The organism is Massilia sp. TS11, from assembly GCF_022012445.1.
Taxonomy (GTDB): Bacteria; Pseudomonadota; Gammaproteobacteria; order Burkholderiales; family Burkholderiaceae_D; genus Telluria.
Genome location: NZ_JAKLTS010000006.1, coordinates 323,478 through 339,533, shown reverse-complemented (window position 1 = coordinate 339,533; position 16,056 = coordinate 323,478). Strand labels below are relative to the sequence as shown.

At 70.4% G+C, this 16,056-nt stretch carries 13 protein-coding genes; 9 read left to right on the top strand and 4 right to left on the bottom strand.

What is annotated here, in order from left to right; translation table 11 throughout:
• Nucleotides 1-72 precede the first annotated feature (72 nt).
• The 8 genes from LZ005_RS12030 to LZ005_RS11995 all read left to right on the top strand — a co-directional run bounded on the left by LZ005_RS12030 (nucleotide 73) and on the right by LZ005_RS11995 (nucleotide 12,256).
• Nucleotides 73-618, top strand: a complete 546-nt coding sequence (locus LZ005_RS12030; RefSeq protein ID WP_237808309.1) for a lipocalin family protein — start codon at nucleotides 73-75, stop codon at nucleotides 616-618.
• Between the two features lie 118 nt (nucleotides 619-736).
• Entirely contained in the window at nucleotides 737-1,195 is a 459-nt protein-coding gene (locus LZ005_RS12025; protein ID WP_237808308.1) for a nuclear transport factor 2 family protein, read from the top strand.
• An 81-nt stretch (nucleotides 1,196-1,276) separates the two neighbouring features.
• On the top strand, nucleotides 1,277-2,440 hold the full coding sequence (locus tag LZ005_RS12020; protein ID WP_237808307.1) for a TIGR04552 family protein: 1,164 nt from the start codon (nucleotides 1,277-1,279) through the stop codon (nucleotides 2,438-2,440).
• A 65-nt stretch (nucleotides 2,441-2,505) separates the two neighbouring features.
• Nucleotides 2,506-4,086 (top strand): GGDEF domain-containing protein, encoded by a 1,581-nt coding sequence (locus tag LZ005_RS12015; protein WP_237808306.1) that lies wholly within the window; start codon nucleotides 2,506-2,508, stop codon nucleotides 4,084-4,086.
• Between the two features lie 156 nt (nucleotides 4,087-4,242).
• Nucleotides 4,243-5,400: a two-component system response regulator gene (locus LZ005_RS12010; protein ID WP_237808305.1), complete on the top strand. Its 1,158-nt coding sequence runs from the start codon at nucleotides 4,243-4,245 to the stop codon at nucleotides 5,398-5,400.
• The gene (locus LZ005_RS12005; RefSeq protein ID WP_237808304.1) at nucleotides 5,397-6,008 is read left to right on the top strand and encodes a histidine phosphatase family protein; all 612 of its coding nucleotides are present in this window, start codon (nucleotides 5,397-5,399) and stop codon (nucleotides 6,006-6,008) included. Before LZ005_RS12010 ends, LZ005_RS12005 begins: the two co-directional genes overlap by 4 nt.
• Before the next feature lie 6 nt (nucleotides 6,009-6,014).
• Nucleotides 6,015-10,967, top strand: coding sequence for a PAS domain S-box protein (locus LZ005_RS12000; protein ID WP_237808303.1), 4,953 nt, complete (start codon nucleotides 6,015-6,017; stop codon nucleotides 10,965-10,967).
• Between the two features lie 32 nt (nucleotides 10,968-10,999).
• Entirely contained in the window at nucleotides 11,000-12,256 is a 1,257-nt protein-coding gene (locus LZ005_RS11995) for a sodium/glutamate symporter (protein WP_237808302.1), read from the top strand.
• On the opposite strand, the gene LZ005_RS11990 is transcribed toward LZ005_RS11995, so the two are convergent.
• Together LZ005_RS11990 and LZ005_RS11985 are read right to left on the bottom strand one after the other, a co-directional pair.
• The gene (locus tag LZ005_RS11990; protein ID WP_237808301.1) at nucleotides 12,240-12,770 is read right to left on the bottom strand and encodes a DUF3833 domain-containing protein; all 531 of its coding nucleotides are present in this window, start codon (nucleotides 12,768-12,770) and stop codon (nucleotides 12,240-12,242) included. The two genes, LZ005_RS11995 and LZ005_RS11990, sit on opposite strands and share 17 nt — an antisense overlap.
• A complete protein-coding gene (locus LZ005_RS11985; RefSeq protein ID WP_237808300.1) occupies nucleotides 12,767-13,978 on the bottom strand; it encodes an MFS transporter in 1,212 nt (403 codons plus the stop codon). Before LZ005_RS11985 ends, LZ005_RS11990 begins: the two co-directional genes overlap by 4 nt.
• Before the next feature lie 135 nt (nucleotides 13,979-14,113).
• Here LZ005_RS11985 and LZ005_RS11980 point away from each other — a divergent pair, with 135 nt between their 5' ends.
• The gene (locus LZ005_RS11980) at nucleotides 14,114-14,731 is read left to right on the top strand and encodes an FABP family protein (RefSeq protein ID WP_237808299.1); all 618 of its coding nucleotides are present in this window, start codon (nucleotides 14,114-14,116) and stop codon (nucleotides 14,729-14,731) included.
• A 173-nt stretch (nucleotides 14,732-14,904) separates the two neighbouring features.
• On the opposite strand, the gene LZ005_RS11975 is transcribed toward LZ005_RS11980, so the two are convergent.
• Together LZ005_RS11975 and folE are read right to left on the bottom strand one after the other, a co-directional pair.
• Entirely contained in the window at nucleotides 14,905-15,333 is a 429-nt protein-coding gene (locus LZ005_RS11975) for a BLUF domain-containing protein (protein ID WP_237808298.1), read from the bottom strand.
• 17 nt (nucleotides 15,334-15,350) lie between these two features.
• A complete protein-coding gene (folE, locus tag LZ005_RS11970; protein ID WP_237808297.1) occupies nucleotides 15,351-16,049 on the bottom strand; it encodes a GTP cyclohydrolase I in 699 nt (232 codons plus the stop codon).
• Between the last annotated feature and the right edge of the window lie 7 nt (nucleotides 16,050-16,056).

Below are 16,056 nucleotides of genomic sequence, written 5' to 3'. Positions count from 1 at the left end.
TCGCGCGGAAAGTTTGGGCTGCCCTGCAGGCAAACGCGAGTTCGGCTAGCATGCACTTTTCTGTGAGGTCCCATGAAAACCATCCTGCTCGCCTGCCTGCTCGGCCTGGCCGGCACGGCCGCCCACGCTGCCGAGCCCCTGGCCACCATTCCCAGCCTCGAGGTGCCGCGCTACCTCGGCAACTGGTATGAAATCGCCAAGTACCCGAATCGCTTCCAGCGCCAGTGCGCCAGCGATACCGTCGCCACCTATGCCCAGCGCAGCGACGGCACACTCGACGTCACCAACCGCTGCCGCCGCAGCGACGGCAGCGTCGACGAAGCCCATGGCCAGGCGCGCCAGCGCGGCGGCCCCGGCTCGCCGCGCCTGCAGGTGCGCTTCGCCCCGGCCTGGCTGTCCTTCGTGCCGATGGTCTGGGGCGACTACTGGGTGATCGATCTCGATCCCGACTACCAGTTGGTGGCCGTCAGCGAGCCGAAACGCGAATACCTGTGGGTGCTGGCGCGCCAGCCCCAGGTCGCGCCCGACAAATGGGAGGCCCTGATGGCGCGCCTGGTCAAGCAGGGGCTCGACCCGGCCCGCCTCGAGCGCACGCCGCAGTCGGCCGCCAAGCCCTGAACCACTGGTCGGCCTTAGCCGCCATTCGACCCCGCCGGCGCGCCGTTCGTCACTGCGCCGGCGACAGACGCGCCGGCGCGGCCGATACTCGGGGCTTTCCCCTTTCGAGGAGCGCCCCATGCGCCTTGCCCTTGCCTGCTGTCTGATCCTGGCCGCCGCCGGCGCCCGGGCCGCCCCTGCCGCCCCTGCCGACGCCCTGCGCGCCGAGATTCTGGCCGCCGATGCCGAGTTGTTCGCGGCCCTGAATGGGCGCGACCTGGCCGGTCTGCAGCGCCGCTTCAGCCCCACGCTCGAGTTCTACCACGACCGCGGCGGCATCAGCGATTACGCCGCCAATCTGCGCGCGTTCGCCCACAATTTCAGCCAGCCCCAGATCGTGCGGCGCGAGGCCCTGCCCGACACGGTGCGCGTCTACCCGGCCGGCCCGGACGCGGCCATGCAGATCGGCGAGCACCGCTTCTGTTCGGCCGCGGCCGCCGGCGCGCGCGAGGACTGCAGCATCTACGGCTTCGCCATGGTCTGGCGCAAGGAGGACGGCCTGTGGAAGCTGACGCGCGTGCTCAGTTACGGCCACTGATAGCAAAATGTTCAGATAAATTGACCCGCATACATCCGGGTGCAATACTGGTCCGCGTCACCGCCCGACCCAGGCCCCGCCATGACGCACCTGCATGCCACGCTTGCCAGCAAGCGCAAGTTCTCGATCAACTGGACCTACCTGTCCGCGATCACGCAAGGCCGGTCGGCCATCGACCTCGAATCGCTGGCCCTGCGCAATCTGCACGACGCCCACCAATTCGTGCGCGAATACGGCTACGACCTGGCGCAGCCGGCCGGACGCGCGATCGTCGCCCGCGTGCACGCCGAGGCCGTGGCCTTCATCGGCGCCCATTTTCTGACGCCGCAACAGGCGGCGGCCATGCCGGCCGCGGTGGCGGCCGCGCCCGACCCGGCCCAGCTGCTCGTGTACGCCTCCCAGCACGGCCTGCACGGGGCCAGCCTGCGCGACTGGTCGTGCGCCGTGCTGAAGGTCATGCACGCGATCTTCTATCTCGAAAACAATCTGAAGCTGCGCCACTTCAACACCATCCGCGCCCAGGTGTTCGCCACCCTCGACAGCGTGATCCGGCATGAGGACGGGGCCAGCTATCTGAGCGATGGCGATCTGTGCCTGCCGCTGCTGCATTTCGACCGCAAGCACAACAAGGGGCGCGAGAGCATCCTGCTCAAGCTGCTGCACAAGGCCTCGTATGTGGCGGCGAATATCCACGACCACCTGGGCGTGCGCCTGATCTTCCACACGCGCTTCGAGTGCCTGCTCGCGCTCGAAGCTCTGCAGCGCGCGCACCTGCTGTCGATCACCAATCTGGATGCGGCGCGCACGCGCAACACCCTGCTCGACCTGGCCGCCGCCAAGCAGGTGTTCGTCCAGCACCGCGCCCAGCTCGAACGGGCGCACGGCTATCCGGCCGCCCTGCTGCGCCAGATGGACGCCGAGCTGGCCCGGATCGCGCACCCGCAGACCCAGGCCGACAATGCCCACAGCGGCGAAGGCTTCAACAGCCTGCAGGTCACGGTGCGCAAGATGATCCACCTGCCGCCCGAGCCGGGCCAGCCGGCCAGCTACGAACAGGGCTTCTACTTCGAATACGAGATCCAGCTGATGGACCAGGCGGCGTATGAGCGCAGCCAGCATGGGCCGGCCAGCCACGCGGCCTACAAGCAGCGCCAGCTGGCGGCGGCGCGCCGGCGCGTGCTCGGGGCGCGCCTGTGCGCGGCGCTCGAGCCGGCCGCGGCCGGCCTGACCGAGCATTCCTTCTAGGGAAAATCTGTTGTTCTTTTCACACATCCCGTAGAATGGGCTGTCCGCCCTGCCGGAGGAATACCGTGCTGCGCCTGCTTCTGCTGCTGTGCCTGAGCTGTCTGCTGCGCCCCGCCCTGGGGCAGGAGGCCGTGCGCCTGCAGCTCAAATGGCAGCACGCCTTCCAGTTCGCCGGCTACTACGCGGCGGCTCAGCTCGGCTATTACCGCGAGGCCGGCCTCGCGGTCGAGATCGTCCCGGGCGGCAGCGGCATCGACAGCGTGCGCGAAGTGGTCGAGGGGCGCGCCGAATATGGCGTGGGCAACAGCAGCCTGCTGCTGTCGCGCCAGGCCGGCCTGCCGGTGGTGGCGCTGGCCGTGATCTTCCAGCACTCGCCGGCCGTGCTCCTGACCACGCCGGCGGCGGTGGCCGGCGGCGTCGGCAGCCTGAGCGGCAAACGCATCATGGTCGAGCCGCACACCGAGGAACTGCTGGCCTATCTGCGCCAGGAGGGTCTGCATCCGGGCAGCTTCACCCAGGTGCCGCACAGCCTCAAGGTGGACGAGCTGATGAGCGGCAAGGTGGCCGCGATCACGGCCTACAGCACCAATGAGCCCTGGCTGCTGGAACAGGCCGGCTTTTCGTATGTGGCCCTGAGTCCGCTCAGCCGCGGCATCGACTTCTACGGCGACAACCTGTTCACCACCGAAGACGAGATCGCGCGCCATCCGGGCCGGGTGCGCGCCTTCCGCGCCGCCAGCCTGCGCGGCTGGCAGTATGCGATGGCCCATCCGGACGAAGTGGTGACGCTGATGCAGCGCCACTACCGGCTGCCGCACCCGCGCGCCTTCTACCTGCACGAAGCCCAGACCATGCGCGAACTGCTGCGCACCGACCTGATCGAAATCGGCTACATGAACCCGGTACGCTGGCTGCACATCGCCGACACCTATGCCGACCTGGGCCTGCTGCCGCGCGGCGTGGCCGTGCAGCCCCTGCTGTACCGGCCCGATCCCGTGCACGACTACAGCGGCGCGCTCGGCGCGCTGGCGGTGGCGGCCGGCGTCGCCGTGCTCAGCCTGTATGTGCTGCGCATCAACCGCCGCCTGCGGCGCGCGCTGGCGGCCAGCCAGGCGGCCGAGGACGCGCTGCGCCACCTGGCCCAGCACGACAATCTGACCGGCCTGCCGAACCGCGCCCTGTTCGCCGACCGGCTCGAACAGGCGCTGGCGGCGGCCGTGCGCGAGCAGCGCGGCCTGGCCCTGCTGTTTCTCGACCTCGATGGCTTCAAGCCCGTCAACGACGCGCTCGGCCATGCGGCCGGCGACCTGCTGCTGCAGGAAGTGGCGCGCCGCCTGCTCGACACGGTGCGCGGCTCGGACACGGTGGCGCGCCTGGGCGGCGACGAATTCGTGCTGCTGTTGCGCAGCGTCGACACGGCCGACAGCGCGCTGGCGGTCGCGGCCAAGATCGGCGACAGCCTGCGCCAGCCCTACCTGCTGGACGGCCAGCCGGCCGCCGTCTCGGCCTCGATCGGGATCGCCCTGCACCCGGCGCACGGGGCCACGGCCGCCGATCTGATGCGCCACGCCGACATCGCCATGTATGTGGCCAAGCAGCACGGGCGCGACCGCGTCGAGCTCTACCGCCCGGCCGCCCCTGTGTAAATCGGTGAGATTTGGGCGCGCCCGAAGGCTTATCATTTCGCTCACGGGAATAGTTATTCTGCAATTACCCTCGAACAACAATAAGTTCCAATCGGAAAGTAATTGAACTAGAATATGCATATGTGGCCGCCACCGGCGGCGGCCAGGAGAGTGCCCATGTCCGACCCTGCCAGCGCGCCCGCGCCCCGGCCGACGATCCTGATCGTCGACGATACTCCGCAAAATCTGGCGGTGCTGGGCGCGCTATTGGAGGAGCATTACCAGGTGCGCGCCGTGAATTCGGGCGAACGGGCGCTGCGCGCGGCGCGCAGTGCGCCGCGCCCCGACCTGATCCTGCTGGACGTGATGATGCCGCTGATGGACGGCTACGAAGTGCTGCAGCGCCTGCGCGCCGACGCCGGCACGCGCGATATCCCGGTGATCTTCGTGACCGCCATGGACAGCACCGAGAACGAGGAGCACGGCCTGCAGCTGGGCGCGGTCGACTACATCACCAAGCCGGTCAAGGCGCCGATCGTGCTGGCGCGCGTGGCCACCCACCTCGAACTGAAGCGCGCGCGCGACATCCTGCACGACCAGAACGCCTGGCTCGAGACCGAGGTCCAGCGCCGCATGCACGAAAACCTGCTGGTGCAGGACCTGTCGCTGCGCGCCCTGGCCTGTCTGGCCGAAGCGCGCGACAACGAGACCGGCCACCACATCGTGCGCACCCGCACCTATGTCGAACTGCTGGCCCACGCGCTGCGCGCCCACCCGCGCTTTAGCGCCGCCCTGGCCGGCGCCCGTCTCGAGATGGTGGTCAAGGCCGCCCCGCTGCACGACATCGGCAAGGTCGGCATCCCCGACGCCATCCTGCTCAAGCCGGGCCGCCTGAACGACGAGGAGATGCGCATCATGCGCCGCCATCCGCTGATCGGGGCGGAGGCGATCGACAAGGCCATCGCCCAGGCGCGCGCGGCCGACGCCGAATCGGGCGAGCTCGATGACGAGGCCTTCGCCTGCCTGCTGGTGGCGCGCGAGATCGCCCTCGGCCACCACGAGAAGTGGGACGGCAGCGGCTATCCGGCCGGCCTGGCCGGCGACGCGATTCCGGTGGCGGCGCGCCTGATGGCCCTGGCCGACGTGTTCGACGCCCTGATGAGCCGGCGCGTCTACAAGCCGGCCATGGGCCTGGACGAGACCTGCGCCATCATCGAACAGGGGCGCGGGCGCCATTTCGACCCGGCCGTGGTGGACGCCTTCCTGGCCTGCCGCGAACAATTCGCCGACATCGCCGTCCGTTTCGCCGATCCCCACCCGGAGCTGAGCGCATGAAGATCTGGTCCGCCCTGCTGCTGGCAGCCTGGCTGCTGCCGGCCCGCGCCGAGCCCCTGCAGGAACGCCTGGCCGGCCCCGAATTGCTGCAGCAGCTGCGCGCCGGCGGCCTGGTGCTGTACCTGCGCCACGGCCTGACCGACAACAGCCGCGCCGACCGCACCCCGCGCGTCGACCTCAACGACTGCGGCACCCAGCGCGTGCTGAATGCGGCCGGACGCCAGATGGCGGCCGAGATCGGCGCCGCCCTGCGCAGCGCGCGCGTGCCGGTCGGCGAGATCATCGCCGGCCCGCTGTGCCGCACGCGCGACACCGCCAACCTGGCCTTTCCCGGCGCCGCCGTGCGGGTCGAGCCGCTGCTGATGTACACGGCCAATCTGACGGCCGCCGAGAAGCAGCCGATCCTGCGCGCCACGCGCGCCCTGCTGACCCAGCCGGTGGCGCCCGGGACCAACCGCGTGCTGGTCGCCCACGGTCCGAACATGATGGACCTGACCGGCTACTTCCCGACCGAGGGCACGCTGGTCGTGTTCCAGCCCGATGGCGGCGCCGCCCTGCGCTATCTGGGCAGCGTGCCGCCGACCCTGTGGCCGCAGCTGCTGCGCTGAGCACCGATGCCACGCCGCGGCCTGCTGAAACTGGTCCTGATCCCGGTCGCCGGCGCCACCGTGCTGGCCGCCGCCCTGAACCTGGGCCTGTCCTACCGCATGCACCAGCAGCTGCAGCAGGCGCGCGCCCAGCAGGCCGCCGACATCGCCAATGTCCAGGCCAGCGCGCGCTTCAACGCCGACCTGGCCGACCTCCAGCAGCAGGTCATGCGCCGCCTCGAGGAGGCCGCCGCCGGCAAGCTGACCCAGGCCGACGTCTACCGCCAGCATAGCCGCGTGGTGGAGCGCCTGGCCGCGCTCGAGGCCCTGCTGCCGCGTATCGACAGCAGCCCCGAGATGCGCAAGCAGCTGGCTGAAGCGCGGCGCGACTTCGGCGCCTACCGCGACCTGCTGATGGCCCTGACCGACCGCGCCACCTTCGATCCGTCCGGCGCCATGGGCGACGCGGTGCGCGTGGTCGACGCCTACCTCGAACTGAGCGAGCACGCGCACGCGCTCTCACGCCTGACGGCGGCCGAGGCGGCGCGCCGCGGCGACGAGCAGCTGAATCTGATGGACTACCACGCCATCCGCATGAGCCTGATCGGCGGGGCCGTCGGCGCCCTGCTGCTGCTGCTGTGGGTGTTCACCACGCGCTGGCTGGCGCGCCGCCTCGATGTCCTGAGCGGCACCCTGACCGCCCTGGCCGGCGGGAACACAGCGCCGGCCCTGCTGGCGCGCGTCGAGACCCTGGCCGCCGATGCGCGCAGCGTGCTGCACGAAATGGCGCGCGCCACCCTGGCCTTCCGCGCCAGCCTGCTGGCGCGCCAGCGCGCCCAGTTCGATCTGGGCGAACGCATGAAGGAGCTGTCCTGCCTGTACGACGTGTTCCAGCTGACCGAGCAGGACGAGCGCGATGAAGCGGCCCTGCTGCAGGCCGTGGCGGCGCGGCTCGGCGCGGCCATGCAGTTCCCGGCCCAGGCCGCGGCCTGTCTGCAGCTCGATGAAGCCCTGTTCGGCGACGCCCGCGTGCTGGCCCAGTCGCGCCGCCTCGAGGCCAGCTTCGACGCGCCCGGGGTGGCGCTGCGCGTCAGCGTCGCCTACCTGGGCGCGCTGCCGCCCGACGCCGAGCACTTCCTGCTGCCCGAGGAGAACGACCTGGTGCAGGCGGTCACGCTGCGCCTGGGCTCGACCCTGCAGCGGCGCCAGGCCCAGGCCCAGGACGGCGAGCGCCAGCAGCTGCTGCGCCTGACGGTGGAGAACTCGCCGTATGCGATCGAACTGATCGACATCGACAGCCTGCGCTACATCGAAGTCAATGCGGCCGCCTGCCGCCTGCTCGGCTACGACCGCGCCGAGCTGATGGGGCTGACCCTGACCGAGGTCCAGGGCAGCATGACGCCCGAGCAGACCCGCGCGCGCGTCGAGCAGGTGGCGGCCGCCGGCAGCGCCAGCTTCGACAACCGGCGCCGCCGCCGCGACGGCAGCCTGATCGAGACCCACGCCTACGTCCAGTCGACCGAGCGCGCCGGGCGCCGCCTGCTGGTGGTGATCTGGATCGACATCACGGCCCAGAAGGCAGCCGAGGCCCAGGTGCGCATGCTGTCGATGGCGGTCGAACAGAGTCCGACCAGCGTGCACATCACCGACCTGGCCGGCAGCACCGTCTACGTCAACGAAGCCTTCGAGCGCGCCACCGGCTACACGCGCGCCGAGTTCATGGGCCAGAATCCGCGCCGCCTGAAGTCGGGCAAGACCGCGCGCGAGGTGTATCAGGCCATGTGGGCCGCGCTGACCAGCGGGCGCCACTGGTCGGGCGAACTGACCAACCGCACCAAGGACGGGCGCGAATGGATCGAGGCGGCCCTGATCGTGCCGCTGCGCGACGCCGACGGCATGGTGCGCCATTACGTCGCCCTCAAGGAGGACATCACCGAGCGCAAACGCATGACGGCCGAGCTGCAGGCGCACCGCGTCCACCTCGAGCAGCTGGTGGCCAGCCGCACGGCCGATCTGGCCCAGGCGATGGCCGAGCAGCAGGCCGTGTTCGACGCCGCCGGCGCCGGCATCGTGCTGCTGCAGGACACGCGCATCGTGCGCTGCAATCGCCGCATCGACGAGATGTTCGGCAGCGCGCCCGGGGCCCAGCTCGGCCAGTCGCCGCGCCACTGGTATGCCAGCGAGGCCGAGTACGCGGCCCAGCTGGGCGACGGGGCCAGCCAGCCGCGCGAGCAGCACATGGTGCGCGCCGACGGCAGCCGCTTCTGGGTGCGCCTGTCGGGCCGCCTGCTCGATCCCGGCGCGCCCGAGCGCGGCATGGTGCTGGTGCTGGAAGATATCAGCGACGAACACGAGGCGGCCCAGGCGCTGCGCCGCGCCACCCAGGAGCAGCAGGCCATCTTCGATACGGCCAGTTCCGGCATGGCCCTGATCATCGAGCGCGAACTGGTGCGCTGCAACCGCCGCCTGCACGATCTGATCGGCTGGCCCGAGGGCAGCCTGGTCGGCCAGCACACGCGCGTCTGGTATGCCGACGACGCCGCCGACGCCGAGGGCAATCTGCCCTACGCGGCGATCTGGCGCGGCGAGACCCATTGCCGCGAGCAGGAGCTGGTGCGGCGCGACGGCAGCCGCTTCTGGGCGCGCCTGACCGGACGCGCGGTCGATCCGGCCGACCGCGCCAAGGGCACGGTGTGGGTGATCGACGATATCAGCGAGGAGCGCGCCGCCGTCGACGCCCTGCGCCGCGCCCAGCAGCTGGCGGAAGAAGCGGCCCAGGCCAAGGCCGACTTCCTGGCCAATATGAGCCATGAGATCCGCACGCCGATGAACGCGATTCTCGGCATGACCCATCTGGTGCTGAAGACCGAGCTGACGGCGCGCCAGCGCGACTACCTGGGCAAGATCCAGGGCGCCGGCGCCCACCTGCTCGGGGTGATCAACGACATCCTCGATTTCTCCAAGATCGAGGCCGGCAAGCTCAATGTCGAGAGCATCGAATTCGAACTCGACAAGGTGCTCGACAACGTGACCGGCCTGATCGCCGAGCGCGCCGCCGCCAAGGGCCTCGAGCTGATCATCCAGATCGAGCCGGACGTGCCGCGCTATCTGGTCGGCGATCCGCTGCGCATCGGCCAGGTGCTGATCAACTACGCCAACAATGCGCTCAAGTTCACCGAGCGCGGCGAGATCAGCCTGCAGGTACGCGTGCAAAGCCGCGACGGCGGCGAGCTGCTGCTGCACTTCGCCGTCAGCGACAGCGGCATCGGCATCGCGCCCGAACATATCGGCCTGCTGTTCCACAGCTTCCAGCAGGCCGACAGTTCAACCACGCGGCGCTTCGGCGGCACCGGCCTGGGGCTGGCCATTTCCAAGCACCTGGCCGAGCTGATGGGCGGCGAGGTCGGGGTCGAGAGCACGCCCGGCGCCGGCTCGCGCTTCTGGTTCACGGCGCGCGTACGCGCGGCCGCCCAGCCGCCCGCGCACCGCCTGCTGGCGCCGGCCCTGCGCGGCCAGCGCGTGCTGGTGGTCGACGATAACGACAGCGCGCGTGAAGTCATCGGCGACATGCTGCGCGCGATGGGCTTCCAGGTGCAGGCCGTGGCCAGCGGCGCGGCCGCGCTCGAGGCCCTGCGCCAGGCCGAGGCCGACGGCCAGGCGTTCGCGCTCGCCCTGCTCGACTGGCAGATGCCGGCCATGGACGGCGTCGCCCTGGCCGAAGCGATCGGCCGGCTCGGCCTGGCGGCCAAGCCGCATCTGCTGATGATCACCGCGCACGGCCGCGAAGACCTGAGCCGCCCGGCCGCCGAAGCCGGCATCGAAGGGGTGCTGCTCAAGCCCCTGTCGCCCTCGATCCTGTTCGACAATGTGCTGCAGTGCCTGGGCGAAGGCGAAGCCGATGCCGCGCCCAGCGTCAGCGCGGCGCCGGCCAAGAGCGGCGCGGCCGGCGTGCTGCGCGGCGCGCGCGTGCTGCTGGTCGAGGACAATGACCTGAACCAGGAAGTGGCGCGCGCCCTGCTCGACGACCTGGGCATCGAAACGGCGCTGGCGAACAACGGCGCCGAAGCGCTCGAGCGCCTCGCCGCCGGCAGCTACGACTGCGTGCTGATGGACATGCAGATGCCGGTGATGGACGGCCTCGAAGCGACCCGCCGCCTGCGCGCCGACGGCCGCTGGAACGCGCTGCCGGTGATCGCGATGACGGCCAATGCCATGGCCAGCGACCGCGCGCGCTGCCTGGCGGCCGGCATGAACGACCATATCGCCAAGCCGATCGATCCCGACCTGCTGGCCAACACCCTGCTGCGCTGGGTCGCGCCGCGCGCGGGCAGCGCCAGCGAGGGTGCCGGCGCCGGCAGCGCCGAGGCTGCGCCCGATCTGCGCGCCCTAGCCGCCGTGCCCGGCCTCGATCCTGCCCTCGGCCTGCGCCAGGCGCTCGGCCGCCCGGCCCTGTATCTGACCCTGCTGCGCAAATTCGTGGCCGGCCAAAGCCCGGTGGTGGCGCAGCTGCCGCAGGCCGTGGCCGCCGCCGACAGCGCCAGCGCGCGCCTGCTGGCGCACACGCTCAAGGGCGTGGCCGCCCAGATCGGCGCCAGCGCCCTTAGCGCGCAGGCGGCCGCGCTCCAGCATGCGCTCGACGCCGGCACGGTCACGCCACAGGCCGCGGCCGAACTGGCCGGCGCGCTGGCCACGCTGCTGGAGGCGCTGCGCGCGGCGCTGCCGGCCGCCACCCAGAGCGCCAGCGCCAGCGCCGATCCGGCCCAGGTGCAAGCCGTGTGCCGCCGGCTGGCCGAGCAGCTGGGCGCGGACGACTTCCACAGCGGCCAGCTGCTGGCCGAGCAGCAGGGACTGCTGCAGGGCGCCCTCGGGCCCGACTACCGCGCGCTGGCCCAGGCCATCGAAGACTTCGACTTCCCCGGCGCCCTGGCCGCCCTGAGAAGCGGCTGCGCGCGCGCCGGGGTGGCGCTGGACCCGGTTTGACAAGCGGCGCGGGGGCCGGAATACTGGCGCCCATGCCTACCACTGCCCTCTCCCCCTGGTTCCTGCTCGCGCTGGCCGTCCCCCTGCTGCTGCTCGGCCAGGCCGTGCTGCGCCGCCTGCCCCTGCTGGCCCGCTACAGCATCCCCGTGCCGGTCGTCGGCGGCCTGCTGTTTGCTTTGCTCTGCCTGCTGCTGAAGCTGGGCGGGCTGCCGCTGGCCTTCGCCACCAAGGTCGACGCGCCGCTCTGGACCTGGCTGGTCACGCCCCAGGCCGAATGGCAGCAGCACCCGGCCAAGAACCTCAATCTGCCGCTGCTGATCGGCTTCTTCACCTGCGTCGGCCTGGGCGCGCCCTTGCGCCTGCTGGCGCGCGGCGGGCGCATGCTCCTGATCCTGCTGCTGGCCACCACGCTGCTGGCGGTGCTGCAGAACGCGGCCGGGGTGGCCGTGGCGCGCCTGCTCGGCGTGTCCGACCTGCTCGGCCTGGCCTGCGGTTCGCTGACCCTGGTCGGCGGGCATGGCACGGCGCTCGGTTTCGCCGGCCGTTTCGAACAGGCCGGCCTGGCTGCCGCCGCCACCATCGGCGCCTCGGCCGCCACCTTCGGCCTGGTGGCCGGCGCCCTGCTGTCCGGTCCCCTCGGGGCCTGGCTGCTGCGCGGGCGCAGCGCGGCCGCCGCCGGACCGGCGCGCGTGCCCGACTTCCTCAGCGACCTGGGCGCCCTGCTCGGCGACGGCCGCCGCGCCCTGCTGCATCTGCTGCTAGTGGCCGTCTGCATCAAGCTCGGGGCCGAAGTCAGCGCCCTGCTCGACCGCGCCGGCGCCGCCCTGCCAGCCTATATGGGCGCGCTGGTGCTGGGGTTCACGCTGCGCGCCGTGCACGACGCGCTCGGCCTGCGCTGGCTCGACGGCGCCGTGATCGGCCGCCTGGCCGCCGTGCTGCTGCCGCTGTTCCTGGTGGTGACCCTGGCCGCGCTGAATCTGGCCGACCTGGCCAGCGTGGCCGGCCCGATGCTGCTGATCCTGGCGGCGAATACCGTGCTGACGCTGGCCTTCGTGGTGCTGCTGGTCTGGCCGCTGCTCGGACGCGACCACGAGGCCGGAGTCGCCAGCGCCGGCTTCTGCGGCTACGCGATCGGCTCCACCGCCACCGCGGTGGCGGCGATGGACGCGCTGACGCGCGAGAACGGCCCGGCCCCGCAGGCCAGCACCATCGTGCCGCCGACCGGCGGCTTCCTGATCGACCTGACCAATGCGCCGGTGATCAGCGCCTTCCTCAAGGCCCTCGTTTGACGAAGGCGAGGGTCACCTCGCCGACGTCCAGGCCCCACTTGCGCAGGGTCGAGCGGTTCAGCATGACCTTCTCGTCCATCTGAAACATCCAGTCGTCGACGTCGAGGTTCCAGACCTTGCCGTCGACCGGCACCGCCAGCACATAGCGCCAGTGGAAGGCATTCCCGGCCACCTCGCCGATGGCCTCGCCGACCACATCCTCGGCGCGCCCGCTGACGCGCCCATCGGGCAGCATCTGCAGGGTCCAGGTGCGCTGCGAGCGGCTGCCATCGGCCCATTCGAAGCTCTCCTCGAGCACCCCGCGCGGGCCGTCCCAGCGCGCCGCAATCACCGCATGAAAGCGCTTGGTGACCAGGCCCGAACGGTCCTGCACCATGCCCCAGGCATCGAGCGTGCCGTTCAGATAGCGGGCCGGCGAAAACAGCGGGGTCTCGGCGCGGTAGCGCTCGACGCTGACGGCGCTGCAGCCGCCCAGCAGAACGGCCAGGGCGGCCGTGACGAGAATCCGTTTCATGCTTGCTCCTCCAATTCATGGCGCCAGCGGCCCAGCAGCCACCAGGCACCGGCTTTCAGACAGACCGGCAGCAGGCCATAGGCCAGCGCCAGCGGCAGACGCCCGCCGCCAGCGCCAGGCGTGTAGCCGAGCAGCGCCAGCAAGGGCAGACCGAGGCCGGCGGCCACGGCCAGATTCAGTTTGACCAGGCATTGCCACAGACCGCTGCAGGCGCCCGGCTGGCCCAGACGCACCCCGAGCCCGGCCACCAGGCTGGCCGGCAAGGCCAGATCGGCGCCCAGCGCCAGGCCGCTGAGCAAGCACAGGGCGGCGAAGGCCAGCACCTGGCCCGGCCCCAGCGCGGCGGCGCCGGCAAAGCCGCAGAAGGCCAGCAGCATGGCGGCGCGCCAGGCGCGCACCCGGCCCCAGCGCGCGGCCAGGCGCAGCCACAACGGCAGACCGAGCGCACCGGCCAGAAAGTAGGCGAGCAGCAGCGCGCCCGACCAGCGCGCGGCCTGCAGCACATCGGCCACGAAAAACAGAAACAGCGTGGCCGGCAGCGCCCCCGCCACCCCATTGAGCAGGCCGACCAGCAGCAGGCGGCGCAGGGCGCGCGCGCCCCACACGGCGCGCAGACCCGGCCACAGCGGCGCGGCGCAAGGCGGCGCCGGCGCCACCGCGCGCAGGCTCAGCGGCGCAGTCAGCAGCAGCAGCACGGGCAGCAGCCAGGCCATGCGCGCCAGTCCCTGCGCCAGGTCGGCCGCCAGCACACTGGGCAAGGCCGCGGCCAGCAGCACGCCGATCAGGCCCAGCCCCTCGCGCGCGCCGGCCAGGCGGTTCAACAGCGCCGCGTCCTGCGCGGGCGCGGCCAGCGACAGGTAGGCGATATTCGCCGCCGCCAGGCCCCCATAGCACAGCAAGAGCGCGCCGATCAGCCAGGCCAGAGCGCCCGCGGCGGGCGGATGGAACAGCGCCACGTAGCCGGCCGCCAGCGGCACCAGGGCCAGCGCCGCCATGCGCGCGCGCGGCACGCGGTCGGCCAGGGCGCCGAGCAGCGGGTCGAGCAGCACATCGCCGATACGGGTGGCGAACAGCACCGCGCCCAGCGTCGCCAGCGACAGGCCCTGGGCCGCATACAGCGGCGGCACATGCACGTAGACCGGCAGCGCGGCGAAGGCCAGCGGCAGGGCGAGCAGGCCATAGGCCAGAGGGCGGGCTTGTTTTGTCATGGACAAATTGGCAAATTGAGCCGCATTGTGCCACGAATTTTCATTTTGTTCAGGACAAACGAGAAAACACGCCTGAGTTTGGGCAAATGCCAGCAATCCCGCTATGATGTTCGCTCCAAAGCAAGAGGCGCGACCATGCACGACTACCCCGACGATATTTACACCGAACCGGCGGCCGATACCAACACCCTGGCCCAGCTGGGACCATTGGCGCCGCTGGCCGGCGTGTGGGAAGGCCAGCGCGGCCTGGATGTGAAACCCAAGGCCGACGGCCCGCGCAAGCAGGCCTATGTCGAGCGCATCGAGATGCAGCCGATCGACCCCGTCACCAACGGCCCCCAACTGTTCTACGGACTGCGCTACACGATCTTCATCACCAAGCCGAACCAGACCAAGACCTACCACGAGCAGAACGGCTACTTCCTGTGGGAGCCGCTGGCCGGGGTGGTGATCCAGACCCTGTCGATCCCGCGCGGGATGACGGCCATGGCCAGCGGCGAGGTGGCGCCCGACGCGCGCCAGTTCACGCTGGTGGCGCGCGGGCCGGCGATCGCCTCCAACCCCTTCCTGCAGCAGAATTTCAACACCACCGAATACCGCATCACGATCAGCATCCACGAGGACGGCAGCTGGAGCTACGAGAGCGACACCGTGATGGACATCCGCGGCCAGGCGGAGCCCTTCCACCACACCGACCGCAACACCCTGAGCCGGGTCGGCGCCGCCGAGCCGAACCCGCTCGCCCGTTCCTGAACGCGCCCGCCCAAGAATTCCCGCCAAACACACCTTTTGCCAGCCAAACAAATCGGGGTCAGGCCCCATTTATCCGTGCGGATAAATGGGGTCTGACCCCGATTTGTTTGGCTGGAAAGGATGGCGGTAAAAAAAGGCGGGCACGCGGCCCGCCTGGATGCGCTCGGCTTGCGTCAGGAACGGCCGATGATGGCTGCGGTGGCCATCAGCTCGTCCATCAGGGCCAGCGAATTTTTGCCCGACATCGCGTGCGGGTTCAGCACCGGCAGGTCGGAGTAGCGCAGCAGCGTGGCCACATTCAGCTTGGCCAGATTGGCCTGGCCCATGGTCCAGCCGGAGTAGCGGCGTTCGTTGATTTCTTCGTAGTGCAGCAGCACCACGTCGGTGTGGCGCGTGTCGCGCAGGATTTTGGCGTACAGGGCGTTGACGGCCTCGCGCCCGCCCTCGAGCACCTGCATGAACACATGGTCGCTATGGCACAGGATACCCGTGATGCCATGCGAGGGATTGTGCGCATGCGATTGCTGCAGGATGGAGGCGACGACACTGGCCGGATTGGCTTCGGCGGCCAGACGGCTGGCATACAGGAGGCGGACGAGCATGGCGGTTTCCTTCGGGCTTAGCGTTTAATCAGGGACAGGAATTCACGGCGCAGCGACGGGTCCTTGAGGAAGGAGCCGTGCATCACACTATTGATCATCTTCGAATCCATGTCCTTGACGCCGCGCCATTGCATGCAGAAGTGGTCGGCCTCCATCACCACGGCCAGGCCGTCCGGCTGCATGCGCTCCTGCAGATAGTCGGCCAGCTGCACCACCGCCTCCTCCTGGATCTGCGGGCGGCTCATCACCCAGCTGGCGATGCGCGCATACTTCGACAGGCCGATCAGGTTCGAGTGCTCATTCGGCATGACCCCGATCCAGACCTTGCCGATCACCGGGCACAGATGGTGGGAACAGGCCGAGCGCACGGTGATCGGGCCGATGATCATCAGCTCATTCAAGCCGGAGACATTCGGGAACTCGGTCACCGGCGGCGCCGGCGCATAGCGGCCGTTGAAGACTTCGTTGATGAACATTTTGGCCACGCGGCGGCCGGTGTCGATGCTGTTATGGTCGTTCTGGGTGTCGATCACCAGGCTTTCGAGCACGCCCTGCATCTTGACCGTGACTTCATCGAGCAGCTGTTCGAGCTCGCCCGGCTCGATGTAGGCGGCGATATTGTCGTTCGCGTGGAAGCGCACCTTGGCGGCCATCAGCCGCTCACGAATGCGCTGCGAGACCGGCACGGGGGCGATCGGCTTGAGTTCAGTGGGCATGGGCAGG

Coding starts and splice junctions, on each gene's coding strand:
- LZ005_RS12030 (WP_237808309.1), top strand. CDS start 73: ATGAAAACCATCCTGCTCGCCTGCCTGCTCGGCCTGGCCGGCACGGCC.
- LZ005_RS12025 (WP_237808308.1), top strand. CDS start 737: ATGCGCCTTGCCCTTGCCTGCTGTCTGATCCTGGCCGCCGCCGGCGCC.
- LZ005_RS12020 (WP_237808307.1), top strand. CDS start 1,277: ATGACGCACCTGCATGCCACGCTTGCCAGCAAGCGCAAGTTCTCGATC.
- LZ005_RS12010 (WP_237808305.1), top strand. CDS start 4,243: ATGTCCGACCCTGCCAGCGCGCCCGCGCCCCGGCCGACGATCCTGATC.
- LZ005_RS12005 (WP_237808304.1), top strand. CDS start 5,397: ATGAAGATCTGGTCCGCCCTGCTGCTGGCAGCCTGGCTGCTGCCGGCC.
- LZ005_RS12000 (WP_237808303.1), top strand. CDS start 6,015: ATGCCACGCCGCGGCCTGCTGAAACTGGTCCTGATCCCGGTCGCCGGC.
- LZ005_RS11995 (WP_237808302.1), top strand. CDS start 11,000: ATGCCTACCACTGCCCTCTCCCCCTGGTTCCTGCTCGCGCTGGCCGTC.
- LZ005_RS11990 (WP_237808301.1), bottom strand. CDS start 12,770: ATGAAACGGATTCTCGTCACGGCCGCCCTGGCCGTTCTGCTGGGCGGC.
- LZ005_RS11985 (WP_237808300.1), bottom strand. CDS start 13,978: ATGACAAAACAAGCCCGCCCTCTGGCCTATGGCCTGCTCGCCCTGCCG.
- LZ005_RS11980 (WP_237808299.1), top strand. CDS start 14,114: ATGCACGACTACCCCGACGATATTTACACCGAACCGGCGGCCGATACC.
- LZ005_RS11975 (WP_237808298.1), bottom strand. CDS start 15,333: ATGCTCGTCCGCCTCCTGTATGCCAGCCGTCTGGCCGCCGAAGCCAAT.
- folE (WP_237808297.1), bottom strand. CDS start 16,049: ATGCCCACTGAACTCAAGCCGATCGCCCCCGTGCCGGTCTCGCAGCGC.